Genomic DNA, 20,905 nt, shown 5'->3' on the forward strand with positions numbered 1-20,905 from the left:
CTGCTTTAACCGTTATTGTTAGAGCGATACCTTGTATAACTGAATTAAAATCATAAAATAAGGTGAAATTATTTATCATCGCCCAGTACAATAGGACAGTATAAGAGCCGCAGGATAAATTGCGCTACTTGACTCATTATTTGAGAAATATCGTCAAAACCGTTAATGAAAATTATAAGTAATCAAGGAACATTACATGAGTACCAATATCGATACCAGTAACGATCACATTTTGTCTTCTGACAATATTCACTACTTGCACCATGACTTTTTTGAACCAAGTAGCAAAGACGTCGAGATTAGCGCAACTTTACTGATTGTGCATGGCATGGCAGAGCACAGCGGTCGCTATAGCGATTTTGCACAGTTTTTGGCAGACAATGGTATCGCTGTGGCCACTTACGATCATTTGGGTCATGGACAGACTATCAAAACTGAGGCCGATCTCGGATTTTTCGGTGAAGAGCATCCGGTACAGTCGCTTTTGAAAGACGTGATTGTGATGGCCGATAGCCTAAAAGATCGTCATCCAGACGTTCCGCATTTTGTGATGGGTCACTCGATGGGCTCATTTATCGTGCGTAATGTACTTAAGCATCATGCGCATAATTTCACAGGCGCCATCTTAATGGGTTCCGCAGACGCCAACCCACTGGCTAAGGTTTTGTTACCTATTAACAAACTACTGGCCAGAGTCGCCCCACGACAACCGAATACAGTTTTTGCCAAGGTAATGAATAAAGTCCTGAACAGCCAACTATCTGATCGCAATTCGTCCTCACAGTTTGCCTGGCTGAGTGAAAATACTGCAAACATTGAAGCCTATGAAGCCGATCCTAAGACTGGTTTTGACTTTACCAATAATGGCTTTATGACATTGTTTACGCTCATGGATACTGGGCTGAATAAAAATTGGGCTACCACTATCGCCAAAAACTTCCCGATGCTGTTTATTAGCGGTGAAGATGATCCGATTGGTGAAATGGGTCGCGGTATACGTAGGGTTGTCACACGTTTGGACAAGCGTCATTTCAGTCATGTCGATATTCAGCTGTATCCTAATATGCGCCATGAAGTGCTGCACGAAAAGGATAAGCAGACTGTGTATCAAGATATTTTAGAGTGGATAGAGACCAACACGACAGACGATTAAATCATGATAAATGAGTTGTTTTGAGAGGATACCTGAAAACAACTCATTCAATATTGTCATAATAAGACCCTCAACGCGTTTGCTAAAAGTGGTCAAATTAGCGACAATACGGCAAGCAAGTTTTTGGGCCAAGCCATACCTTGAATTTTCTTTAGGCTGGGTCATATAAGTCTTTAACCATAACATTAAGATCACCCTCCCTTTCATTCATTTTAGGAACCTTTATGTCATTACAACAAACCATCGAACAAGCATTTGAAAATCGCAACGAATACAGCCCAGCTAATATGCCACAAGATGTGCGTGATGCTATCAATCAAGTACTTGAGAAACTAGATAACGGTAGCCTGCGCGTAGCAGAAAAGAAAGATGGCGAATGGGTCGTCAATCAGTGGGCCAAAAAAGCCGTACTATTGTCTTTCCGTCTAAACGACAACTACGTCCAAGCCGCTGGCGAACACGTACAGTTCTATGACAAAGTACCGACTAAATTTGCTAACTGGACAGAAGCACAGTTTAAAGAAGCAGGCGTACGCGTTGTACCACCAGCTGTCGCGCGTAGAGGTTCATTCATCGCAGCAGGCGCAGTATTGATGCCGTCATACGTCAACATCGGTGCCTATGTCGATCAAGGCGCAATGGTTGATACATGGGCGACTGTTGGTTCATGTGCTCAAATCGGTAAAAACGTGCATTTATCAGGCGGCGTTGGCATCGGTGGTGTATTAGAGCCATTGCAAGCAAACCCTACTATCATTGAAGACAACTGCTTCATCGGTGCGCGCTCTGAAATCGTTGAAGGCGTTATCGTTGAAGAAGGCGCTGTCATCTCTATGGGTGTCTACATCGGTCAATCGACGCGCATCTATGATCGCGAGACTGGCGAGATTCATCGTGGCCGTGTACCAGCAGGTTCTGTTGTTGTACCAGGTAGCTTACCGTCAGAAGACGGCACTCACAGCTTGTACGCTGCTATCATTGTGAAAAAAGTTGACGCGCAAACTCGTGCAAAAACATCAGTAAACGAGCTATTACGCCTAGCCTAAATACTTAGTACGTACCATTATTTGGTACATAATATTGTTTTATATGAAGATGCTGGAGGATGACTCCAGCATCTTTTTTGCAGCTTAATATAACGCGTTACGTTATAATCCTCTTTTAGTTTGTCTTTATACAAACACAAAATCATTCGTACCATCCCCTGCCTTTTTATTACGATTGATAAGCGCTTCATCGTCTTATCGACCTTTAACTGTATTTGAAATATTATGAGTGAATCATCATTACGCACCGCCGCTATCCCTGTCACTGACCCTGAAGCAGGGTTGCGTCTGACTGAGATTTTTTATTCCTTACAAGGTGAGGCAATCACTTCAGGCTTGCCGACGATATTTGTGCGTCTAACAGGCTGTCCGCTGCGCTGCGTCTATTGTGATACCGAATATGCTTTTACTGGCGGCGAACGTCAATCATTAGAAACCATCATAGAAACCATCAAAGGTTATCCGTGCAAGCGCATCTGTCTGACTGGCGGTGAGCCGTTAGCACAGCCAAATGCCATTGAATTGATGAAACGTTTGCTGAGCGATGGGTATGAGATATCCCTTGAAACCGCAGGCGCGCTCACGGTAGAAAACGTGCCAACAGCAGTCAGTAAGGTAATGGATCTCAAAACGCCAAGCTCAGGCGAAGTCGATAAAAATCTATGGTCAAACCTCGACTATCTCACTCAGCACGACCAGATCAAGTTTGTCATTATGAATCGTACAGATTACGACTGGGCAAAAACTAAATTGACCGAGTATAAGCTAAACGAATTGGTCGGTACGGTGTGGTTCTCTCCGATGTTTAATGTCGCAGATGATGTCGATGAACAGCTTAGCCCTGAAGTACCTGTACTGGCGCGCGAGCTAGCAGAATGGATGTTGGCTGATGCCTTGCCAGTTCGCTTTCAGCTGCAATTGCATAAGATCATCTGGGCAGATGCCAAAGGCAAGTAACTATCAGCAAGTAATTATCAGCAAGTAACAAACAAAAAGTATGAACACGTTGAGTGCCATGGATAAGGTAGCGGTATGATCAAACTCATTTTATTGGGCTTGTTAGCAGGTGCGTTTTTTAGCTCGACATTTATCTTAAATGAGCTTATGAGTAGCGCAGGTGGACATTGGTTTTGGTCAGCAAGTCTACGCTATGTCTTTATGCTATTGATTATCACCGCCGTTATTACGATGCAACATGGCTTTGGTCGTGTTAAAGCGCTAATGAGAATTTTTCTTCAGCATTGGGGCTTTTGGTGCATTACTGGCAGTATTGGGTTTGGACTGTTTTATACTGGTATTTGCTATGCCGCAGATCATGTTGCGGGATGGGTAGTAGCAGCTACCTTTATGTTTACCGTCGTCACCAGTTTGCTTGTGCTATCGGCATTTGGTCAACGTTTTGACAAAAAATTCATCGTATATGCTGTCATTGTCTTTATCGGTGTAGCACTCGTCAATATCAGTGAAGGTCTGCGTGCTGCCTCTATAACTGACGCCGTCCCCTTGTCTGACATGCTGCTTTACGGTGCGCTACCTGCTCTTATCGCTGCTTTTAGCTACCCAATTGGCAACCAGCTGGTTTGGCAGGCTTCTCATAATGCCCGCCAGCGCAATACTGAATTACAGAAGGCAGCAGAGTTTAACGATCAAAAAGCTAGCATCAGTATTAGTATTGATATCAGTGAGCAGAATGAACCACTCATATCCGAAGCTTATGATTTGCCAGCTACGACATATGATGCTACCGACCTCGATAGCGTACTTCAAAGTAACAACACTGCGGCAACCTCATCCCTACAAAATCTAATTGCTCGTATTCCTTCTATCGAAACCACGCTACTGCAAAATGCCTTTAACAAAGTGTGGCTAATGACTCTTGGGTGTTTGCCATTTTGGCTGTTTTTGGGCATTATAGTGCGCCCTGACCAGCCCCACCCCTCACAAATAATCAATACGTTGCTCGTTGCTCTATTGGCAGGCGTGGCAGCGACCACTATATTTCTGTATGCGCGCGAGCAAGCTGTTACTTCAAGCGAGGTTGCAGGCGTTGACTCAACCCAAGCCAGTGAAGTTATCTTTGCTTTGATTGGGGGTATATTATTATTAGATAACGCCATACCTTCGGCGATGGGACTGTTCGGTATAGGGCTAATTATTGTAGGGCTGATATTATTTGCAAAAGATGGCTAAATAACACTACGCCTATTTCGTCAAATTTATACATTGAATAGCCACCTAAAAAACACCTATCACTTTGATGATCTCGATTTGGCAATATAACCATGGGTAATGCTTTGATTTTTCCTGATATTCTATTATATTTATTGGACATGGTTGGCATTGTTGCCTGCGCGATTGCAGGGACTTTGCTTGCGCAGCATAAAGGCTTTGATATCGCTGGGTGTATTCTAGTGGCGATGGTCAATGCCATCGGCGGTGGAACATTGCGTGATATGGCTCTCGACCGTCATCCTCTATTTTGGATGACTGATCTTAATTACGTGATCGTTATCACGGTGACCTCCCTTATCTTACAAATATTCTTTCACCTTTATCATAAGATTGATAATGCGTTAAAGCTCTTTGATGCTATTGGGCTGGCTGCCTTCAGTGTCATTGGTTTTAAGGTGGCCTTAACCCTAGATACGTCTCCCCTCATTGCTATTATGATGGGCGTCTGGACTGCCATCATTGGTGGTTTGCTACGTGATATCATTTGTAATGAGATTCCGCTGGTACTACAGCGTGAGATTTATATTACTGCCAGTATCGCAGGGTCTGTGACCTATTTATGCTTACAGTATTTTGGGGTGGGCGCCAGTCTCAACGAATTTATTATGCTGTTTGTCATCTTCGCGGTACGTATGCTCGCGCTCAGATTCGACTGGCATCTGCCTTCTATTCGGCTCGTAAACTGATTAATTGAGCAAGACTCTGCTGAGATAGCCTTTGTTTGACTGACAATAATTGAAAATAGTGAGAACTGCCCATGTTGGCTATCGTATTGGACCCTACCGTACTGATCACTACTTTTGACCCGCGCTCTTTGATATATTTCTTCGATATGATTGGCATCATCGCCTGTAGCGTCTCCGGAACGATACTTGCCAAGCACAAAAACTTTGACGTCTTCGGCTGTCTGCTCGTGTCTATTGTCACTGCTATCGGTGGCGGTACGGTACGTGATGTCATTCTGGATCGCCATCCGTTATTTTGGATGGTAGATATGAGCTATCTGACCCTCATTACGATTTCATCGCTAGCGATGCAGATATTTTTTCATCCAAACTCCAGACGAGTGGATAAATTCCTCAAACTATCTGACACCATTGGCTTGTCAGCATTTACGCTGATCGGTATCAAAGTCGCTGATAGTATGGGTGCCAATGTGCCTGTAGCACTATTGTTAGGTGTGATTACCATCGTGGTTGGTGGCATCATTCGCGATATGATTTGCAATGAGATTCCATTGGTACTACAGCAAGAGATTTATATCACCGCAGCGTTGACAGGTGGGGTTCTGTACTTTGCTCTAAAGAATTTAGGCGTGACAGATTGGGTAGCTGACATCTCTACGATGAGTACGATTTTTACTTTGCGTATGCTGGCTATTCGTTACGATTGGCAGTTCCCCACATTAGAGTGGAAATACTAATACTAGGGCGTGTCTTCATTTCAAAAATACCAACGCGCCCATATTTGAGCGCGTTTAGTATTATCGGTTTGACATTGTCGCTTTACCCTTGCTCTACCACAGCCAAATCCTTGACCATCAGCTGTAAGCTTTGTTTGCCATTCCATTCATTGATGTCTAGCTGAAATAACAAATGGACTTGCTTAGCACGGTAATCCCACGCCTCATTATCGAAGTTAAAGCAAATTGCCTCTATCGGATATTGAACGTCTGGATAACGCAGCGATAACTTAAGATGTTTGTCTTTTAAAATCTTAAAGCTCAATACCTCAAACACACCGTCAAATATCGGTGGCGCAAACCCATGACCCCAGATACTGGCATCGGCTAAATGCTCAGCAAACCATAAGCTAAAGTCACTCGCTTGCAAAGGTCCATCGGTGAATTTTTGCTCTGCAAATACCTCATCATCCATCTGAGCCATCACTTCATTAAAAGCGGTGACAAATGCCTCAAAGTTACGGCGCTTGAGGGTCAGGCCTGCTGCCATCGCATGCCCGCCGAAATGACTGATTAAGTCTGGATAACGCTCAGCAACTTGTTCAATCGCATCACGGATATGTACGCCAGCGATAGAACGTGCAGAGCCTTTAATGGCACTATCTTCATCGGTTTGTTCAGTATCTGCTGGTGCAAATACGATACTGGGTAAATAATGGCTTTCTTTTAAGCGACCAGCGACAATGCCAATGACTCCTTGATGCCAGTCATCTTGATACAGGATAATACTACGCGCGCCTGCATTGCTGGCTTTAGCAGTAGAGACAGCTTGAGTAGCCATATTCTGAGTAACAAGCGCTTGAGTAATTGTGTCATCGTTACTAGTATTATCATTATCCTTGATATCGCCACTCACACTCTCGTCGCTATCATCTTTATTAGCCAATGCTTGTACGATACTATCAGCTTGCGCACGCATCTCGCCCTCTACATGACGACGCGTACGGTTCAGCTGTTCAAGCTCTTGTGCCAAACGTTGTGCGGTGCTCCAGTCTTCAGTTAATAAGCACTCGATACCGATGCGCATATTGTCCATGCGCCCAGCTGCATTGATACGTGGGCCTAATACAAAACCGAAATCCTGCGCATGAAGCTGCTTGGGATTACGGCCCGCTTGCTCAAGCAATGCTAATATTCCCATACAGCAGCGGCCTTGACGAATAGCCGATAATCCATGATATACCAAGATACGGTTGTTTTTATCGAGTACCCCAACGTCTGCAATCGTCCCAAGTGCGACCAAATCCAAATATTGGCTAACCTGTACCGTAGACTTGCCAGCTTCGCGGCGCAGCTTTGCTAAGCGTCCGAGCACATAAAACGCGACTCCAACTCCGACCAGTGCTTTACTGGCAAAGTCACAACCTAGCTGATTGGGATTGACTACCGCTTCCGCAGGTGGCGTCTCTTTGGTCGTGAGATGATGGTCAGTGATAATCACCGTGATACCATCAGCTTGGGCTCGCGCTACCCCTTCATGACTTGAGATGCCATTATCAACCGTCACTATCATATCTGGCTGAAAAGTCTCAATGCCTAACTCGACAATCTCTGGCGTCAGGCCATAACCGTACTTAAAACGATCTGGTACTAGGAAATCAACGACCGCACCCATCTTTGTGAGCGCACGCATCATTAAGGCTGTACTGGTGGCACCGTCACAGTCAAAGTCACCAACGATCAAGATGCGCTGACGCTCATCAATGGCCACATCTAATAAGCGCACGGCTTCAGTGACACCGTGCAGGGCCTCAGCAGGCAATAGACCTGACAGGCTAGTCTCCAGCTCATCAGGCGCAGTGATACCTCGCCCTGCATACAGACGGGCAAGCGTGAATGATTGAGCGGCAAATGGTTGCAGCGCGGCGGGCAACTCGTCGATGCGAGTGCTGGTATAACGGGGGGTTAAATTTAGCATGAGCGTATTCTACTGGCTTTAGCAGAGGCTCACAATGACAATTTATACTACCTCTGTGTATCATTAGGCATTGTGCAACCTGATGAATAATGCCTGTAAATTAGCAATAATTGATACTGCCATTTTTATAGCTCATGTAAACTGCCTTCGTTTAATCACTTACAAAAAAGGTGCATAGTATGAGTAATTTCATTCATTTTGCTACAAAGCAATGATTGTAAGCCACGCATAAATCCATAAAATAGTAAGCAACTGAAGAATTTGTTGTTTATTGAACTTTTTATCATTTATATTTTAATTATTTATAAGGACACTTTATGAAAACCACGCCACTTGCTGAAAAACTTCCAAATACGATCGACCCTAACCTAGACCTTGAGAAGGTTAAAAAAGAATGTCAGGGAATGGTAAAAAGACGCGCTAGAGTTTCTGCTGGTGTAGCGGTTGTGCCAGTACCATTTTTTGATGTGGCAGTTGACGCGGGGATGTTGACGCAGTTGATTCCAGAGATTAGTGAGCGTTTTGGTCTCATTGAAGACCGTCAATCAGCCATTAACTTGGAATCTCGCGAAGTGCATTGGAGCGCAGTAAAAGATCGTACTGTAGATTTCGCTGGACTCATGGCAACACGCGGTATCGTTAAGAAAACCATTCAAGGTTTCGGTGGTCGTATCGCTGCCAAACAAGTGACTAAGTTTATCCCACTTGGCGGTCAATTAGTTGCTGCGACTATGGGCTATACGATTTTTAAGAAAATCGCTAATGACCATATCAACGAATGCTATAAATTGGCGAAAGATATTCAGCAAAAAGAACACGGCAAAAACGTATAAATAAGCCGAATAGCTTAGTCTATATCAAGCCAGTTAAGTGATTACTTAGCTGGCTTTTTTGTGGTTAATACATATAGGTTATAGAGTTCTAAAATAAAATGCGCCTGTGGTTAATGATGTCATTGCTAGGTTTTACTGATAAAATACAGCTTTATTTATGACAGACACCTTAAAGGGCTAACTTATGAAAAAAATCTTGGCTTCAACGATGATGCTAGCGACTTTTGCCTTGGCGGGATGTACCTCAACAGGTACTACAAACAACGGTACAGGTACAGCAATCGGTACCGCAAACGAGATCGGCATGAATGTTTTTAGAGCTGCGATCGACAACCAATGCCGTAGCCAAATTGAAAAACAAAACGCATGGCGTGTTGCAAGCGTCGCCATGACAGAAGCACAGCAAGAATCTGTTAAAACCAATGTTTGTGGCTGTGTCAGTGAGCAAGCACCGCAGCAAGTAACGATTGTTGAGCTGGGCAATGCCGCGATTGACTCTCAGTACCGTACTCAGTTAGTCGCACAAGTCGTCGCCAAATCTCTACAGAGCTGCTATACAAGCTTTGTTCAATAGAACAATTAAGTTATTTATTAGAATAAAAAATAATAAAAAGGGTGCGTTATACATAATGCACCCTTTTTATTGCTAATAGATTGGTTAAATTAATTAGCCTAAAATTTATTTGTGTCAGATGCTTGAGACGTTATAGAAGCCGTAAAAGGTAATGATTGGCTGCGACGGAAATACTTCGAGGTGCTATCTATAATTTTATCTACTTCCTTAATTAAATCATTGATTACATCATCATAAATACCATGATATAGCTCTTTTTCAAATGCTGTAAATGGGTGCTTGCGCGACGCTGAACCCACCTCAGTGACACCGTCTTTACTATAAAAAATATCTACGCGACCATCACTATTCAACACACAATTTAATAGTCCACCTTCAATTTCCATCTCTACGCGTTCTGGCATAAAAATATAGTCATCTACATTGATAAGCTTTTTCTCTACTTCTCGTTTAAAAAATGATTTGATATCGAACATAGGTACATCCCTAACTTTATAATTATAAGATACGTGAGCATGCCGAGCACTGTGACTGTTACCCCGTATTAATCTACGTGATTAACGGGTCATGCTTTACTCAGTTATCCTATAAGATAGCGTTAGATTATTTAAGGTGCGATATGTAAAACTGCGTTTGATGTTGGTAAAAATGTGCGATTCATCATGGCTTCAATATAGGCCTAGCAAAACAGGCTCAGAAAAACAGACCCAACAAAAAAGGAAGCTGCCAATAAGCAACTTCCCTTCTATATTATAGAACTGCATGAACTAACTTAATTAAACCCAACCCTTTTCACGAAATGATTTAAGCACTTGTACAAATACTGCCATCTCATCAGGTCTGCCAAGTGTTAAGCGATTAAAGCCAGTGATTGGCGCAAACTCACGCCCGACCGCAATACCATGTTCGCGCATTCTATCGATATAGGTTTGCACATCGCCTTTTATTTCATGGAATATAAAGCTTGCCTGCGATGGCAAGTAGCGTAAGCCAAGCTCATCTAATATTTGCTCAACCAGCTGACGCGATTGATTGGCCGTACGTAAGCTCAATGCTAGAAAATCTTCATCATCAAGAGTCGCTAATGCAGCCACGGCACCTGCCAAGTTGGTATTATCAATCGAGATGAAAGCCTCTAGTTTGCCTATCATTTGCGGGCTAGCAACTGCATAGCCGACACGCATGCCAGCGAGTGCACATAGTTTTGAAAAAGTACGCACCACAACGATATTTTCTGAGTACTCCTCTCGTATCCATGCGACACCACTCTCAAAACTTGGATCAGTCACATACTCCGAATAAGCTTCATCTAATAAAAAGTAATGGTTACTTGGTGCATTTCCTACCCATTCTTTGAGCTTTACTGTGTCAGTAATAGTCGACGTTGGGTTGTTTGGATTGCACAGATAAAACAAGCTAATACCGTCAAAGTCATCAGCCACTTTTTGCATACTTTGCAAGTCAAAGGCGTAATTTTCAGTCATCAGCGGTACTTTTACCACAGGTACATCGATAGATGTTGCATATAACTCAGCATAGGCAAAGGTTGGATGCGGCACAATAACTTGGAATTTTTTGCCTGCTACCAATGCTTGATTTTGTAGCATTTGGACGACAGTACGAATATTTTCACTAGAGCCACTGCCCAGTGAAATTTGACTCTCTGTCACACCGTTTATCTCAGCGACTTTGGTAATCAGAGCCGCACGTTGGTCATCGGGATAACGAAAGCCGATGTCTAGAGAGTCGATAACCGCTTGTTTGGCAGCATCTGACATGCCGAGTGAGTTTTCGTTAGAGTTTAATTCTATTAAGTTATTGGTAAGCACAGTGAATAATACGCCTAGATTATGTCCATTCCAAAAATTTAGTCTGTGTTGATAATGTGAGCTATAAAAACAGTAAGCCTAGCCTACCAAGAACATTACACGTACTCGGCTTATTAGCTTGTGCCTTAAATTTTTGAAATATTATATGGATGGTGAGGTTTATGCGGATATGGTAAGTGGCAATGCGGTGTATTACAAGTATTCTACACATTCCGATATTGAATAAACCATAAAAAAGTGGGGTACTCAAAAAGCACCCCACCTTCGATATTACTTAGCCTCTTTTTAGCTTCAATATTCGACCTACGCTATCAGATTAAATGTGCTTTTAACTCCAGCACTTTATCACGCGTTTTTGCTGCTTCTTCAAACTTCAAATCACGCGACATTTGCTGCATTTGCTTCTCTAGACGTTTGATTTCTTTGGCAAGTAAGTCAGGACTACGTAAGATATTGATATCGACATCAGGTAGATTACTCTTAACTGGGATAGCTTGATTGTCATTGGCATCCAAGCTTTCGCCCGTATCAATCTTGTCCGTGATACTACGGCGAGCACCTTTTGGCGTGATGTTATGCTCAAGGTTAAAGGCAATCTGCTTATCACGGCGGCGATCCGTCTCATCTATTGCCTTTTGCATACTTGGCGTAATGCGATCGGCATAGAGAATGGCTTTACCATTTAAGTGACGCGCTGCACGACCAATGGTCTGAATAAGTGAACGCTCTGAACGCAAAAAGCCTTCTTTATCAGCATCAAATATCGCTACCAATGATACCTCTGGCATATCCAAGCCTTCACGTAATAAGTTGATACCGACCAGCACATCATGCACGCCAGTACGGAGCTCATGGATAATCTGCATACGCTCAACAGTATCGATGTCCGAATGTAGATAGGCGACTTTGACATCGTATTCTTTCAGATAACTGGTCAGATCTTCCGACATACGCTTAGTCAATGTGGTAATCAGTACACGCTCGTCCTTTTCACGGCGTTTGGTAATCTCTGATAGCACATCATCGACTTGCGTCAAGACTGGACGTATCTCAATCTCAGGATCAATCAGACCCGTCGGACGGACGACCTGCTCTACGACTTGCTCGCTATGCTCAAGCTCATACAATGCTGGCGTGGCACTCACATAAATAGTTTTGGGCTTAATACGTTCCCACTCTTCAAACTTCATCGGGCGGTTATTCATCGCACTGGGTAGTCTAAAACCATAATTGACCAAGTTTTCTTTACGCGATCTATCGCCTTTATACATCGCGCCAATCTGTGAAACCGTCACATGTGATTCATCAAGGAACAACAAGGCATCTTCTGGAATATAATCAAACAACGTCGGCGGCGCTTCTCCTGATGGACGACCAGAGAGATGCTGTGAGTAGTTTTCGATACCGTTACAGTAACCAAGCTGCTGAATCATCTCCAAGTCATATTGAGTACGCTCTTTGAGACGCTGTGCTTCAATAAGTTTGTTGTTGTCACGGAAGTACTCTAAACGCGGCTCTAACTCAGCACGAATAGTATGGCTAGCAGCTTCTAGCTTATTACGCGGCGTCACATAGTGCGACTTTGGATAAATGGTAATACGTGGCACACTGCGCACCGTCTTACCCGTTAAAGGATCAAACCACGTAATCTTTTCAACTTCGTTATCGAATAAATGCACACGTACGGCTAGCTGCTCAGACTCAGCAGGATAGATATCTAATAGCTCTCCACGCAAGCGATACGTACCACGGCCAAAATCTAGCTCGTTACGTGTGTACTGCATCTCAACCAAACGCTTGATAGTCGCTGTACGATCGATGTTATCGCCTACAACGACATGCAATAGCATTTTTAGATAGCTCTCTGGATCACCCAGACCATAAATGCATGATACCGAAGCGACGATAATCGCATCACGGCGTTCTAGCAAAGCACGCGTGGCTGACAGGCGCATCTGATCAATATGATCATTGATGGCGCTGTCTTTTTCGATAAAGGTATCACTAGCAGCGACATACGCTTCTGGCTGATAATAATCATAATAGCTGACAAAATATTCGACCGCATTATTAGGAAAGAACGATTTGAACTCACCATATAGCTGAGCCGCTAACGTTTTGTTGTGCGCCATGATAATGGTCGGACGCTGAGTTTCAGCGATGACCTTCGCCATGGTATAGGTCTTACCAGAGCCAGTCACACCTAGTAGCAACTGCTCGTCCATGTCCGAATTGATACCGTTAACTAGCTTTTTGATGGCTTGCGGCTGGTCGCCTGCTGGCTCAAAGTCAGTCACCATCTCAAAGGCACGACTTGATATTTGCGTCCCTGACGCATTAACACCACTAATTTCAGCTTCGCCTTGGAGCTGAGTGGCCAATTGATTTAACTGACGCGATGAGCGCGGTTCAGGCATTCGCATAATGGCTTTCTTCTTCTTAAGGTTTATAACAATATGGGGTCTGAGCAGCAGTTTTTAAAGGAGAATAAGGAGTCTTATCCTATAGTCGAAACGCTCTCTCGCTGCCCAAAATATAAGTATATAAATGTACAATTTATCAAAAGTTAAAGCCTAATATTAGCGGATAAAACTTACATCGTTATAAAAAACGCACACAGTATTCGATAAATTTACAAAGCTTTTCACGGTTAACAAACTCGTTACACGACCACTCAACAAAGCCTAACACTCAAGGGTTCCAACACTGAGTTAAGCTGCTATTATCGTTCTTGAATTAACAAGTTGATGACTTTTGAGTATTAGTGAGCAGTACTAGTGAATAAATAGCTTTATAGCAATTCGTATCATTAGCTTTAACTTGATTGTCATCGAATAGAAGACCAATAAAAATACATTGAACTTTCATTCAATATAATAATTTTAAATAAATGACGGAGTAAAATATGAGAGAACGTTACGCAAGTGGTATTTCAGACGAAACTGCGAAAAAAATGATTGATTTGCTAAACGCTAACCTAGCAAACGTTATTGATTTAACCTTAGATGGCAAACAGTGCCATTGGAATCTACAAGGCACTGGCTTTATCGGTGTGCATCAATTATTAGATGAGACATCAGATCGTATCCTCGAAGTATCAGATACTATCGCAGAGCGCATTGTGATTTTAGGGGGTCAACCAAACGGTTTGGCAAGTCGCGTAGTCAAAGAGTCTATCTTAGATGATTATCCAACTGACATCACTGAAGTAGATCAGCATGTGCGTGAGCTAACTAGCCGCTATAAAAAAGTCGCAGAGACATTGCGTGAAGCAATTGCCACAGCTGGCGATGCAGGTGATGAAGACACCGCTGACTTATTTACAGAAGCTAGCCGTATCGTTGATAAAGACGCATGGTTCATCGGTGCAAACGCACCAAAGAAATAATAGCATTCAATTTGACTAGTCACTAAGCACTAAGCACTAAGCACTAGAGTTATAAAAAAAGCCGTCATAGTTGACGGCTTTTTCGTGTCTAGGTTTTTGAATTTAGCAAACGTACTTAAAAGCATTCGATATGACATACATATTACATATTCAATCCATCAAACCCCCAGATTAAATATTCTCTAAACTTAGCAGCTCAGCGTTAGGTTCGGACAGCGTCAAGATAGCCTCTTGAAAGACTGGGTTACCTCTAAATAAATTTTCAATCTCTTCAAACTTCTGAGCGATATGCTCTTCTTTTTGATTGCCTGCGATATCTACTGCCGCCACCATAAATATCTTTTTTGGGCCGACCCACTCTAAGTGCAGGTAAGACACACTATCGATATCTGGATGATTCAGCAGCTCGCTCAAAACGTATTCGTGCATCCGGTCAGTGACTCTATGCCCGACTAAGAAATCTCGGTTACGACTAATCAAGAATATCGCGACGACGCCCAATAGTAGACCGACAATGATAGACCCTAACGCATCCCAATATGGTTCGCCCGTATAAGCGTGCATACCCATAGCAGCAGCGGCAATCACCAAACCGATGACTGCTGCTAAATCTTCAAAGAATACGCCGCGCAACGTTGGGTTGGACGTATCTACGACATAGCCAAGTGCACTGATATCGAGCGCTTCACCATGCTTTTTACTTTGTCTGTATGCCTGAATCAATGAGATCCCTTCGAGCACAAACGCTACTGCCAATACGATAAAGCCAATCGTATAGTTAGCCTCAGACTCAGTAGCGTTCCATTCCTTAATACCGGTATAGATAGAGACAATCGAACCTGCCGTAAATACACCGAAAGCCGCAATCATCGACCAAACATAAGACTCTTTGCCGTAGCCTAACGGATGGCTTTTATCAGCAGGTTTGATAGATTTTTTTTCTGCGACGATGAGCAAAGTACCATTACCAGCATCTGCCCATGAGTGAGCTGCCTCTGCAATCATGGAGGCTGAGCCTGTCATAAAGGCGGCAACGGTTTTTGCGATTGCAATAACTAGATTGGCCCCGACTGCAATTAACACAGTGATCAGTGAGCCTGAATGCTCATCATTGGTTTCAGGGCTTTGATTAAGGGTATGTTTTAATTCAGGGTCATTTGGAATTTTAGGATTGCCCGCCCCACGCGCGCGAGGTGTTTGCGCCTTAGGAGAGGCTGGTAAATGACGCTGGGGATTAGCAATAGATGGCTTTAGACTCATGCTAGACTCACTGAAATAAGGTATTGATAGTAGAATTTTTCGCCGTAGATGAATGGCTTGAAATATATATCAGCTTAAAATAAGCGCTCTACAATATCAGTGTCTTTTTAGTGAGTCGTTGTATAAATTATTAATTCAATAAACCTAGATAACTTTATACAATTTTAGATAGTTTTAAATAACTTTAGATAGCTTTGAATAACTTGGGCTACTTTTCCACCTCGGCATCTTCTTCGTTCTCGCCAAACTGCTTATTAATCTCTTCGAAGTCACAACTAGGACGATGTGAGCTTTCCATACGCAGTTTCTTTCGTTCTTTGGCTGCATCAGCTCGACACTGCTGCATCTTGTTTTTGATATCGAGTGGTGGTGCAGAGGTTGGTTTACCGTTGTCATCGATAGCCACCATCGTAAAGTAACAGCTATTGGTATGACGAACAGTACGACCCCGCACATCTTCTGCTTCGACGCGGATACCTACTTCCATTGAGGTATTACCAACATAATTGACACTGGCTGCAAAAGTAACCAGCTCGCCCACATATATCGGCTCACGGAACATCACCTGATCGACAGACAGTGTCACCACATAGTTACCACTATAGCGACTGGCACAAGCATAAGCGACCTGATCAAGCATCTTGAGCAAATCCCCACCATGCACATTGCCAATGAAATTCGCCATATCAGGCGTCATCAGTACTGACATGTATAGCTCATGGTTTAATGGGGCTTTTTTGGCAGTGGAGCTGGTATTGTATTGCGGCATAATATTCCTTAATGGTTTGACACTTATTTATTATGTCTACCATTTATACAGCAGGTCGCCGTATAGCACAAACAGACCTCTGTCATTAGACAGTCTAAATTGTGTAAATCAGGGCTATTTAAACAGCGTTATATAGGCCAAGATATAAGCATTAGCTTAACCAGTGAAAGCGATACGCAAGCCACGCTACTATGGCGCTAACCGAACCGGTCAAAATACCACCCCATACAAAGTCAACCAACGCTGTATCTAGCGTAAAGCCCTTATACAGTGCTAAATTGGTAAAGTCGTATGTGCCATAAGCCATCAAGCCAATCAGACCACCAAGCAAGAAGATATGACCAACGGATGCGCCAGCTTTGATTTGCGGATACAGAACCAAAATACAAAGTGCCAATATATAAAACATATAAAACACGCCAGCGGCCATCATGTTTGGCTCATCAGCCAATAGATGCCCTATACGCGACTCATAAAAGGCGCCTTTCATGGTCGTCAGCCATACAGCATCGACACCCAAAAAGATAACCACAGCAGCGAGATAAATAAAAACGTAACCCATGATGTCATCCCTTATAAAATGAATAAAAACGTATAAAAGTTATAATGTCAGTCGTGGTTGAATAAAGTCTAAAAATGCCAGAATACGCGAAGATACAGCACTGTTTTTATAATATACTGCCTGTATGGCTTCACGGTTGTTTGGTCTGACTATCGCCTCAGGCAATACTTCAACCAATCGTCCAGATTCCAAATCTTCACCAATCATAAAATGTGACAATAAAGCAATACCTTGATGATTCAAACATAGCTGACGTAAGGTCTCGCCGCTACTGCCAGTCATATGAAAATTCAGTTTAACTGGAGTTTTTAGTGGCCAGCTATTTAGTTTTGACGCATCGTTAAAGCCAATTAATTTATGAGTGCTTAAATCATCAACATTCAAATTATCAATATGAGTCACTTCATTATGCTGGTGTAAGTATTCAGGACTGGCTACTAGCCGCAGCTTACTTTTACCTAATAGACGTGCATGCAAATTTGAGTCTTTTAAGTCGCCAATTCTGATAGCTAGATCCGTCTTATGCTCAAGCAAATCAATAATATTGTCATGCGAGGTAAGGTCGAGAGTGATATGTGGATACTGCGCCACAAAATCACCAACCAAAGGCGTCAGTTGATGAAAGACAAACGGGCTCGCGGCGTCAATCCGTAAATGCCCACTCGGCGCTTGTTTTAACAGCTTAATCGCTTCTTCACCGGTATATAACGTATTTAAACTCTCACGCGCATATCTTATAAAGACATGCCCTTCCTCCGTCAGCTCCAAGCGCCGTGTCGTTCTATTTAGCAGCGTGCATTGCAGCGTGTCTTCGAGTCTGGACACCGCACGAGATACTTTGGCAACCTGCTGATTCAGTAAGTTGGCAGCGCCAGTAAAGCTACCCGTGTCTACTACCGTCAAAAATATCTCTATGTCTTCTGTTTTAGCATGTCCCATCATCATGATTACCTTTACAAAATCGACAAAGGTATTTTGTCATTTGTGCTGTTTTTTGCAAACTATAAATCCGTCAAACTACGCGCATCATTTAATTATTAGGATGTCGTTATGCCACTCGCTTTATGGGCGCTTACTCTAAGCGCATTTGCAATTGGGACAACCGAATTTGTCATCGTTGGTCTGGTACCAACTATTGCCGCAGATCTAGGCGTGAGCTTACCTTCAGCAGGGTTACTCGTTAGCCTATATGCTGTCGGTGTTGCCATCGGTGCCCCTATACTTACCGCACTCACTGGCCGCTGGAATCGCAAAATAGTACTGATGAGCCTAATGGGTCTGTTTGTCATCGGCAACTTGCTGGCTTGGCAAGCCCCAAGTTATGAAACCTTAATACTTGCCCGTATCTTGACCGGTCTGGCGCATGGTGTGTTTTTCTCTATTGGTTCCATGATTGCTACCAGCCTTGTCAGTAAAGAAAAAGAAGCCAGCGCGATTGCCATTATGTTTACTGGGCTTACCGTGGCGCTCGTCACTGGCGTACCCCTTGGTACATGGATTGGACAGCATTTCGGTTGGCGCGCTACGTTTTTGGTCGTCTCAGTACTGGGTTTAATCGCTTTAATCGGTAGCGCAATATTGGTACCGAAAAACCTTAAGAAATCTATCCCTGCAACGTTCAAAGAACAATTACAAGTCATTGTAAAACCACAACTACTGGTAGTTTATCTAATGACTATCCTTGGCTATGGCGGTACGTTTACGGCATTTACCTATCTAGCCCCTATCTTAGAACAGCAGACCAAATTTGCACCATCAGCCATTGGGCTTATCATGCTCGTATATGGCGTGTCCGTTGCTATTGGTAATATCTGGGGCGGAAAACTTGCAGATAAACGCGGCCCTATTAGTGCGCTTAGCATTATATTTAGCGCCTTAAGTGTCATTCTTTTACTGTTCACCTTTACTATGCAGTCCAAGATTGCTGCTGTGCTGACTATTTTGGTATGGGGTGCTTTCGCCTTTGGTAATGTACCAGGTCTACAAATCTACGTGGTCAAACAAGCTGAAAAATATACGCCAAACGCTGTCGATGTTGCTTCTGGATTGAACATTGCTGCATTTAATATCGGTATTGCACTAGGCTCAATCATCGGTGGTAGCGTGGTTGAAAATATGTCATTGCAAGACACGGCTTGGATCGGTGCTGTTATCTCTTTAATGGCACTGGCGGTAACACGCTACTCCGGTCTGCGTGATAAGCGTGCCCTACAAACATCATAGAACTTTTCAATATATAACCTTTCGATGTACAACCTCTCAACATATGGGTCTCAAACTGTTAGTGCAGTATGAAATCCTATGAAGGTTATAAACAAACCATATCTATATCACCTAACTTATACCGATGCTGTGTCTAACGTATCTGCATCGTTGAAGACAGTCTCATCGTTCAAAACCGTTTTATGATTTAAGACGGCAGATGGCAGATCAGAAAAATGTAGCGTATCAATGTTGTTAGGCTTCACCGCTGTAACTTGTACCACACCGATCGTGCGCTCCAAAAACCCACCTTCGCAATAGCAAAAGTAAAACTCCCATAGGCGGATAAAGGCATCGTCATAGCCAAGCGCTTGAATCTCTGCACGCTGCGCCATAAACGCAGCACGCCAGTCACGCAGCGTGTACGCATAATCAAAGCCATAATCATGTAATTGCTTTACGACCATATCGGTCTGCTTAGTAAACTGTGTCGTCAGCTCTTGGTTTGAGAGCAGACAACCACCTGGGAAAATATGCGTTTGGATAAAATCGACTGAATCGATATAGTCTTGATAATTCTGATCGTTAAAGGTGATGGCCTGTAATACCATAAGACCTGTCGGCTTGAGTAAGCTATTACACTTAGCAAAGAAAGTCGGTAAGTACTCATGCCCCACCGCTTCAATCATCTCGATACTGACTAACTTGTCATATTGACCTGTCAGCTCGCGGTAATCTTGCTTAAGCAATGTAATCTTGTCAGACAGACCTGCCGCCTCGACTCGTCGCTGTGCTTCATCATACTGGGCATCAGAGATAGTCGTGGTAGTCACATGGCAGCCGTAATGCTTGGCCGCAAAGATAGCAAAGCCGCCCCACCCTGTACCAATTTCGATCACATTATCATCAGCACTAAGCTGTAAACGTTGGCATATAAGCGACAGTTTGTGCTGCTGAGCATCGCTAAGCGTCACGTCAGGCGTAGGATAGACTGCTGATGAATACATCATCGTATCGTCCAAAAACCGCTCATACATGTCATTACCCAAATCATAATGCGCTAGGATATTGGATTTGGAGCCAGATTTGTCATTGCTACGAAGCTGATGCTTCGCTTTTTCAAATGCTTTACTAATACCAGCAAAACGATTTTCTAGTTTATTGAGCACTGCTAAGTTACGAGCCGCCAAACGAATCAAACCTGTTAGATCATCCGTATCCCATTCACCATTGATATAACTGTCTGCTAGCGCGATAGAGCCACCAAGTAATAGCTGACGATAGACAGCGCTATCATGAATCTGTAGCGTCACATGTAGCGAATGGCGACCAACCGCCGAGCTACTAGCATCGTTAGTAGCTACTTTACCAAAACTTCTTGTCTTAGGTTCCTGCTCGTCAAACGTTTCAATCAGCGTGAGGCTACCAAACTGAACATGCTGTAACGCACGAAATATAAGCTTTCTCGCTAAGTTATTCACACTATTGCTGACTGGCTGTAGTACAGCACTTTCATTAACCACTTTGCTCACACGAGCAGTTAATTTTTCTAGTTTTGTGACTGGTGCTCGATCGGTCGGTCGTGCTGGCATCGTGTATTTATCCTTGTTTAAATGCTTTGTTTTTTAGTGATTCATTTTTAGTATTACATTGACAAAATTTTTGGATTGTTGATAT

At 43.2% G+C, this 20,905-nt stretch carries 19 protein-coding genes; 10 read left to right on the top strand and 9 right to left on the bottom strand.

Annotation, left to right across the window (positions count from 1 at the left end; translation table 11 throughout):
- The first annotated feature begins 196 nt into the window (after positions 1–196).
- The 6 genes from HCZ91_RS03905 (at position 197) to HCZ91_RS03930 (ending at position 5,854) form a co-directional block, all read left to right on the top strand.
- A complete protein-coding gene (locus tag HCZ91_RS03905) occupies positions 197–1,153 on the top strand; it encodes an alpha/beta fold hydrolase (RefSeq protein ID WP_102092363.1) in 957 nt (318 codons plus the stop codon).
- Between the two features lie 224 nt (positions 1,154–1,377).
- On the top strand, positions 1,378–2,199 hold the full coding sequence (gene dapD / locus HCZ91_RS03910) for a 2,3,4,5-tetrahydropyridine-2,6-dicarboxylate N-succinyltransferase (protein WP_179798323.1): 822 nt from the start codon (positions 1,378–1,380) through the stop codon (positions 2,197–2,199).
- Between the two features lie 225 nt (positions 2,200–2,424).
- Entirely contained in the window at positions 2,425–3,156 is a 732-nt protein-coding gene (gene queE / locus HCZ91_RS03915) for a 7-carboxy-7-deazaguanine synthase QueE (RefSeq protein ID WP_179798325.1), read from the top strand.
- A 75-nt stretch (positions 3,157–3,231) separates the two neighbouring features.
- Positions 3,232–4,389: a multidrug resistance efflux transporter family protein gene (locus HCZ91_RS03920; RefSeq protein ID WP_179798327.1), complete on the top strand. Its 1,158-nt coding sequence runs from the start codon at positions 3,232–3,234 to the stop codon at positions 4,387–4,389.
- A 92-nt stretch (positions 4,390–4,481) separates the two neighbouring features.
- The gene (locus HCZ91_RS03925) at positions 4,482–5,117 is read left to right on the top strand and encodes a trimeric intracellular cation channel family protein (protein WP_179798329.1); all 636 of its coding nucleotides are present in this window, start codon (positions 4,482–4,484) and stop codon (positions 5,115–5,117) included.
- A gap of 71 nt (positions 5,118–5,188) precedes the next feature.
- Positions 5,189–5,854 (top strand): trimeric intracellular cation channel family protein, encoded by a 666-nt coding sequence (locus HCZ91_RS03930; protein WP_057760888.1) that lies wholly within the window; start codon positions 5,189–5,191, stop codon positions 5,852–5,854.
- An 82-nt stretch (positions 5,855–5,936) separates the two neighbouring features.
- Here HCZ91_RS03930 and recJ read toward each other — a convergent pair whose 3' ends face one another.
- Complete coding sequence (gene recJ, locus HCZ91_RS03935) at positions 5,937–7,811, bottom strand: single-stranded-DNA-specific exonuclease RecJ (protein ID WP_179798331.1); 1,875 nt, start codon at positions 7,809–7,811, stop codon at positions 5,937–5,939.
- Between the two features lie 317 nt (positions 7,812–8,128).
- Between recJ and HCZ91_RS03940 the strand changes: the two genes are divergently transcribed.
- Positions 8,129–8,644 (top strand): hypothetical protein, encoded by a 516-nt coding sequence (locus HCZ91_RS03940; protein ID WP_101206415.1) that lies wholly within the window; start codon positions 8,129–8,131, stop codon positions 8,642–8,644.
- A 184-nt stretch (positions 8,645–8,828) separates the two neighbouring features.
- Positions 8,829–9,218: a hypothetical protein gene (locus tag HCZ91_RS03945; protein ID WP_101206414.1), complete on the top strand. Its 390-nt coding sequence runs from the start codon at positions 8,829–8,831 to the stop codon at positions 9,216–9,218.
- Positions 9,219–9,316: 98 nt separating this feature from the next.
- Here HCZ91_RS03945 and HCZ91_RS03950 read toward each other — a convergent pair whose 3' ends face one another.
- The 3 genes from HCZ91_RS03950 to uvrB form a co-directional block, all read right to left on the bottom strand.
- Positions 9,317–9,694 (bottom strand): hypothetical protein, encoded by a 378-nt coding sequence (locus tag HCZ91_RS03950; protein ID WP_101206413.1) that lies wholly within the window; start codon positions 9,692–9,694, stop codon positions 9,317–9,319.
- A 300-nt stretch (positions 9,695–9,994) separates the two neighbouring features.
- Positions 9,995–11,047: a histidinol-phosphate transaminase gene (locus HCZ91_RS03955; protein WP_346342179.1), complete on the bottom strand. Its 1,053-nt coding sequence runs from the start codon at positions 11,045–11,047 to the stop codon at positions 9,995–9,997.
- A 311-nt stretch (positions 11,048–11,358) separates the two neighbouring features.
- Complete coding sequence (uvrB, locus tag HCZ91_RS03960; RefSeq protein WP_101206411.1) at positions 11,359–13,470, bottom strand: excinuclease ABC subunit UvrB; 2,112 nt, start codon at positions 13,468–13,470, stop codon at positions 11,359–11,361.
- Positions 13,471–13,952: 482 nt separating this feature from the next.
- Here uvrB and dps point away from each other — a divergent pair, with 482 nt between their 5' ends.
- Positions 13,953–14,435, top strand: coding sequence for a DNA starvation/stationary phase protection protein Dps (gene dps, locus HCZ91_RS03965; RefSeq protein WP_057760902.1), 483 nt, complete (start codon positions 13,953–13,955; stop codon positions 14,433–14,435).
- 171 nt (positions 14,436–14,606) lie between these two features.
- On the opposite strand, the gene HCZ91_RS03970 is transcribed toward dps, so the two are convergent.
- The 4 genes from HCZ91_RS03970 to HCZ91_RS03985 form a co-directional block, all read right to left on the bottom strand.
- A complete protein-coding gene (locus HCZ91_RS03970) occupies positions 14,607–15,695 on the bottom strand; it encodes a cation diffusion facilitator family transporter (protein ID WP_179798333.1) in 1,089 nt (362 codons plus the stop codon).
- Between the two features lie 208 nt (positions 15,696–15,903).
- Positions 15,904–16,464 carry an acyl-CoA thioesterase gene (locus HCZ91_RS03975; RefSeq protein WP_179798335.1) on the bottom strand — a complete coding sequence of 187 codons (561 nt, stop codon included), beginning with the start codon at positions 16,462–16,464 and terminating at the stop codon, positions 15,904–15,906.
- Between the two features lie 151 nt (positions 16,465–16,615).
- On the bottom strand, positions 16,616–17,026 hold the full coding sequence (locus HCZ91_RS03980; protein WP_057760908.1) for a DUF2177 family protein: 411 nt from the start codon (positions 17,024–17,026) through the stop codon (positions 16,616–16,618).
- 39 nt (positions 17,027–17,065) lie between these two features.
- Positions 17,066–17,971, bottom strand: coding sequence for a LysR family transcriptional regulator (locus HCZ91_RS03985; protein ID WP_257019964.1), 906 nt, complete (start codon positions 17,969–17,971; stop codon positions 17,066–17,068).
- Between the two features lie 105 nt (positions 17,972–18,076).
- Here HCZ91_RS03985 and HCZ91_RS03990 point away from each other — a divergent pair, with 105 nt between their 5' ends.
- The gene (locus HCZ91_RS03990; protein WP_179798336.1) at positions 18,077–19,249 is read left to right on the top strand and encodes an MFS transporter; all 1,173 of its coding nucleotides are present in this window, start codon (positions 18,077–18,079) and stop codon (positions 19,247–19,249) included.
- Between the two features lie 116 nt (positions 19,250–19,365).
- On the opposite strand, the gene HCZ91_RS03995 is transcribed toward HCZ91_RS03990, so the two are convergent.
- Positions 19,366–20,820 (bottom strand): cyclopropane-fatty-acyl-phospholipid synthase family protein, encoded by a 1,455-nt coding sequence (locus tag HCZ91_RS03995; protein WP_179798337.1) that lies wholly within the window; start codon positions 20,818–20,820, stop codon positions 19,366–19,368.
- Positions 20,821–20,905 lie beyond the last annotated feature (85 nt).

The organism is Psychrobacter sp. BI730, assembly GCF_013414195.1.
GTDB lineage: Bacteria > Pseudomonadota > Gammaproteobacteria > Pseudomonadales > Moraxellaceae > Psychrobacter.

Coding starts and splice junctions, on each gene's coding strand:
- HCZ91_RS03945 (WP_101206414.1), top strand. CDS start 8,829: ATGAAAAAAATCTTGGCTTCAACGATGATGCTAGCGACTTTTGCCTTG.
- uvrB (WP_101206411.1), bottom strand. CDS start 13,470: ATGCGAATGCCTGAACCGCGCTCATCGCGTCAGTTAAATCAATTGGCC.
- HCZ91_RS03985 (WP_257019964.1), bottom strand. CDS start 17,971: ATGATGATGGGACATGCTAAAACAGAAGACATAGAGATATTTTTGACG.
- HCZ91_RS03905 (WP_102092363.1), top strand. CDS start 197: ATGAGTACCAATATCGATACCAGTAACGATCACATTTTGTCTTCTGAC.
- recJ (WP_179798331.1), bottom strand. CDS start 7,811: ATGCTAAATTTAACCCCCCGTTATACCAGCACTCGCATCGACGAGTTG.
- HCZ91_RS03995 (WP_179798337.1), bottom strand. CDS start 20,820: ATGCCAGCACGACCGACCGATCGAGCACCAGTCACAAAACTAGAAAAA.
- HCZ91_RS03950 (WP_101206413.1), bottom strand. CDS start 9,694: ATGTTCGATATCAAATCATTTTTTAAACGAGAAGTAGAGAAAAAGCTT.
- HCZ91_RS03975 (WP_179798335.1), bottom strand. CDS start 16,464: ATGCCGCAATACAATACCAGCTCCACTGCCAAAAAAGCCCCATTAAAC.
- dapD (WP_179798323.1), top strand. CDS start 1,378: ATGTCATTACAACAAACCATCGAACAAGCATTTGAAAATCGCAACGAA.
- HCZ91_RS03940 (WP_101206415.1), top strand. CDS start 8,129: ATGAAAACCACGCCACTTGCTGAAAAACTTCCAAATACGATCGACCCT.
- HCZ91_RS03930 (WP_057760888.1), top strand. CDS start 5,189: ATGTTGGCTATCGTATTGGACCCTACCGTACTGATCACTACTTTTGAC.
- HCZ91_RS03970 (WP_179798333.1), bottom strand. CDS start 15,695: ATGAGTCTAAAGCCATCTATTGCTAATCCCCAGCGTCATTTACCAGCC.
- dps (WP_057760902.1), top strand. CDS start 13,953: ATGAGAGAACGTTACGCAAGTGGTATTTCAGACGAAACTGCGAAAAAA.
- HCZ91_RS03920 (WP_179798327.1), top strand. CDS start 3,232: ATGATCAAACTCATTTTATTGGGCTTGTTAGCAGGTGCGTTTTTTAGC.
- HCZ91_RS03990 (WP_179798336.1), top strand. CDS start 18,077: ATGCCACTCGCTTTATGGGCGCTTACTCTAAGCGCATTTGCAATTGGG.
- HCZ91_RS03925 (WP_179798329.1), top strand. CDS start 4,482: ATGGGTAATGCTTTGATTTTTCCTGATATTCTATTATATTTATTGGAC.
- queE (WP_179798325.1), top strand. CDS start 2,425: ATGAGTGAATCATCATTACGCACCGCCGCTATCCCTGTCACTGACCCT.
- HCZ91_RS03980 (WP_057760908.1), bottom strand. CDS start 17,026: ATGGGTTACGTTTTTATTTATCTCGCTGCTGTGGTTATCTTTTTGGGT.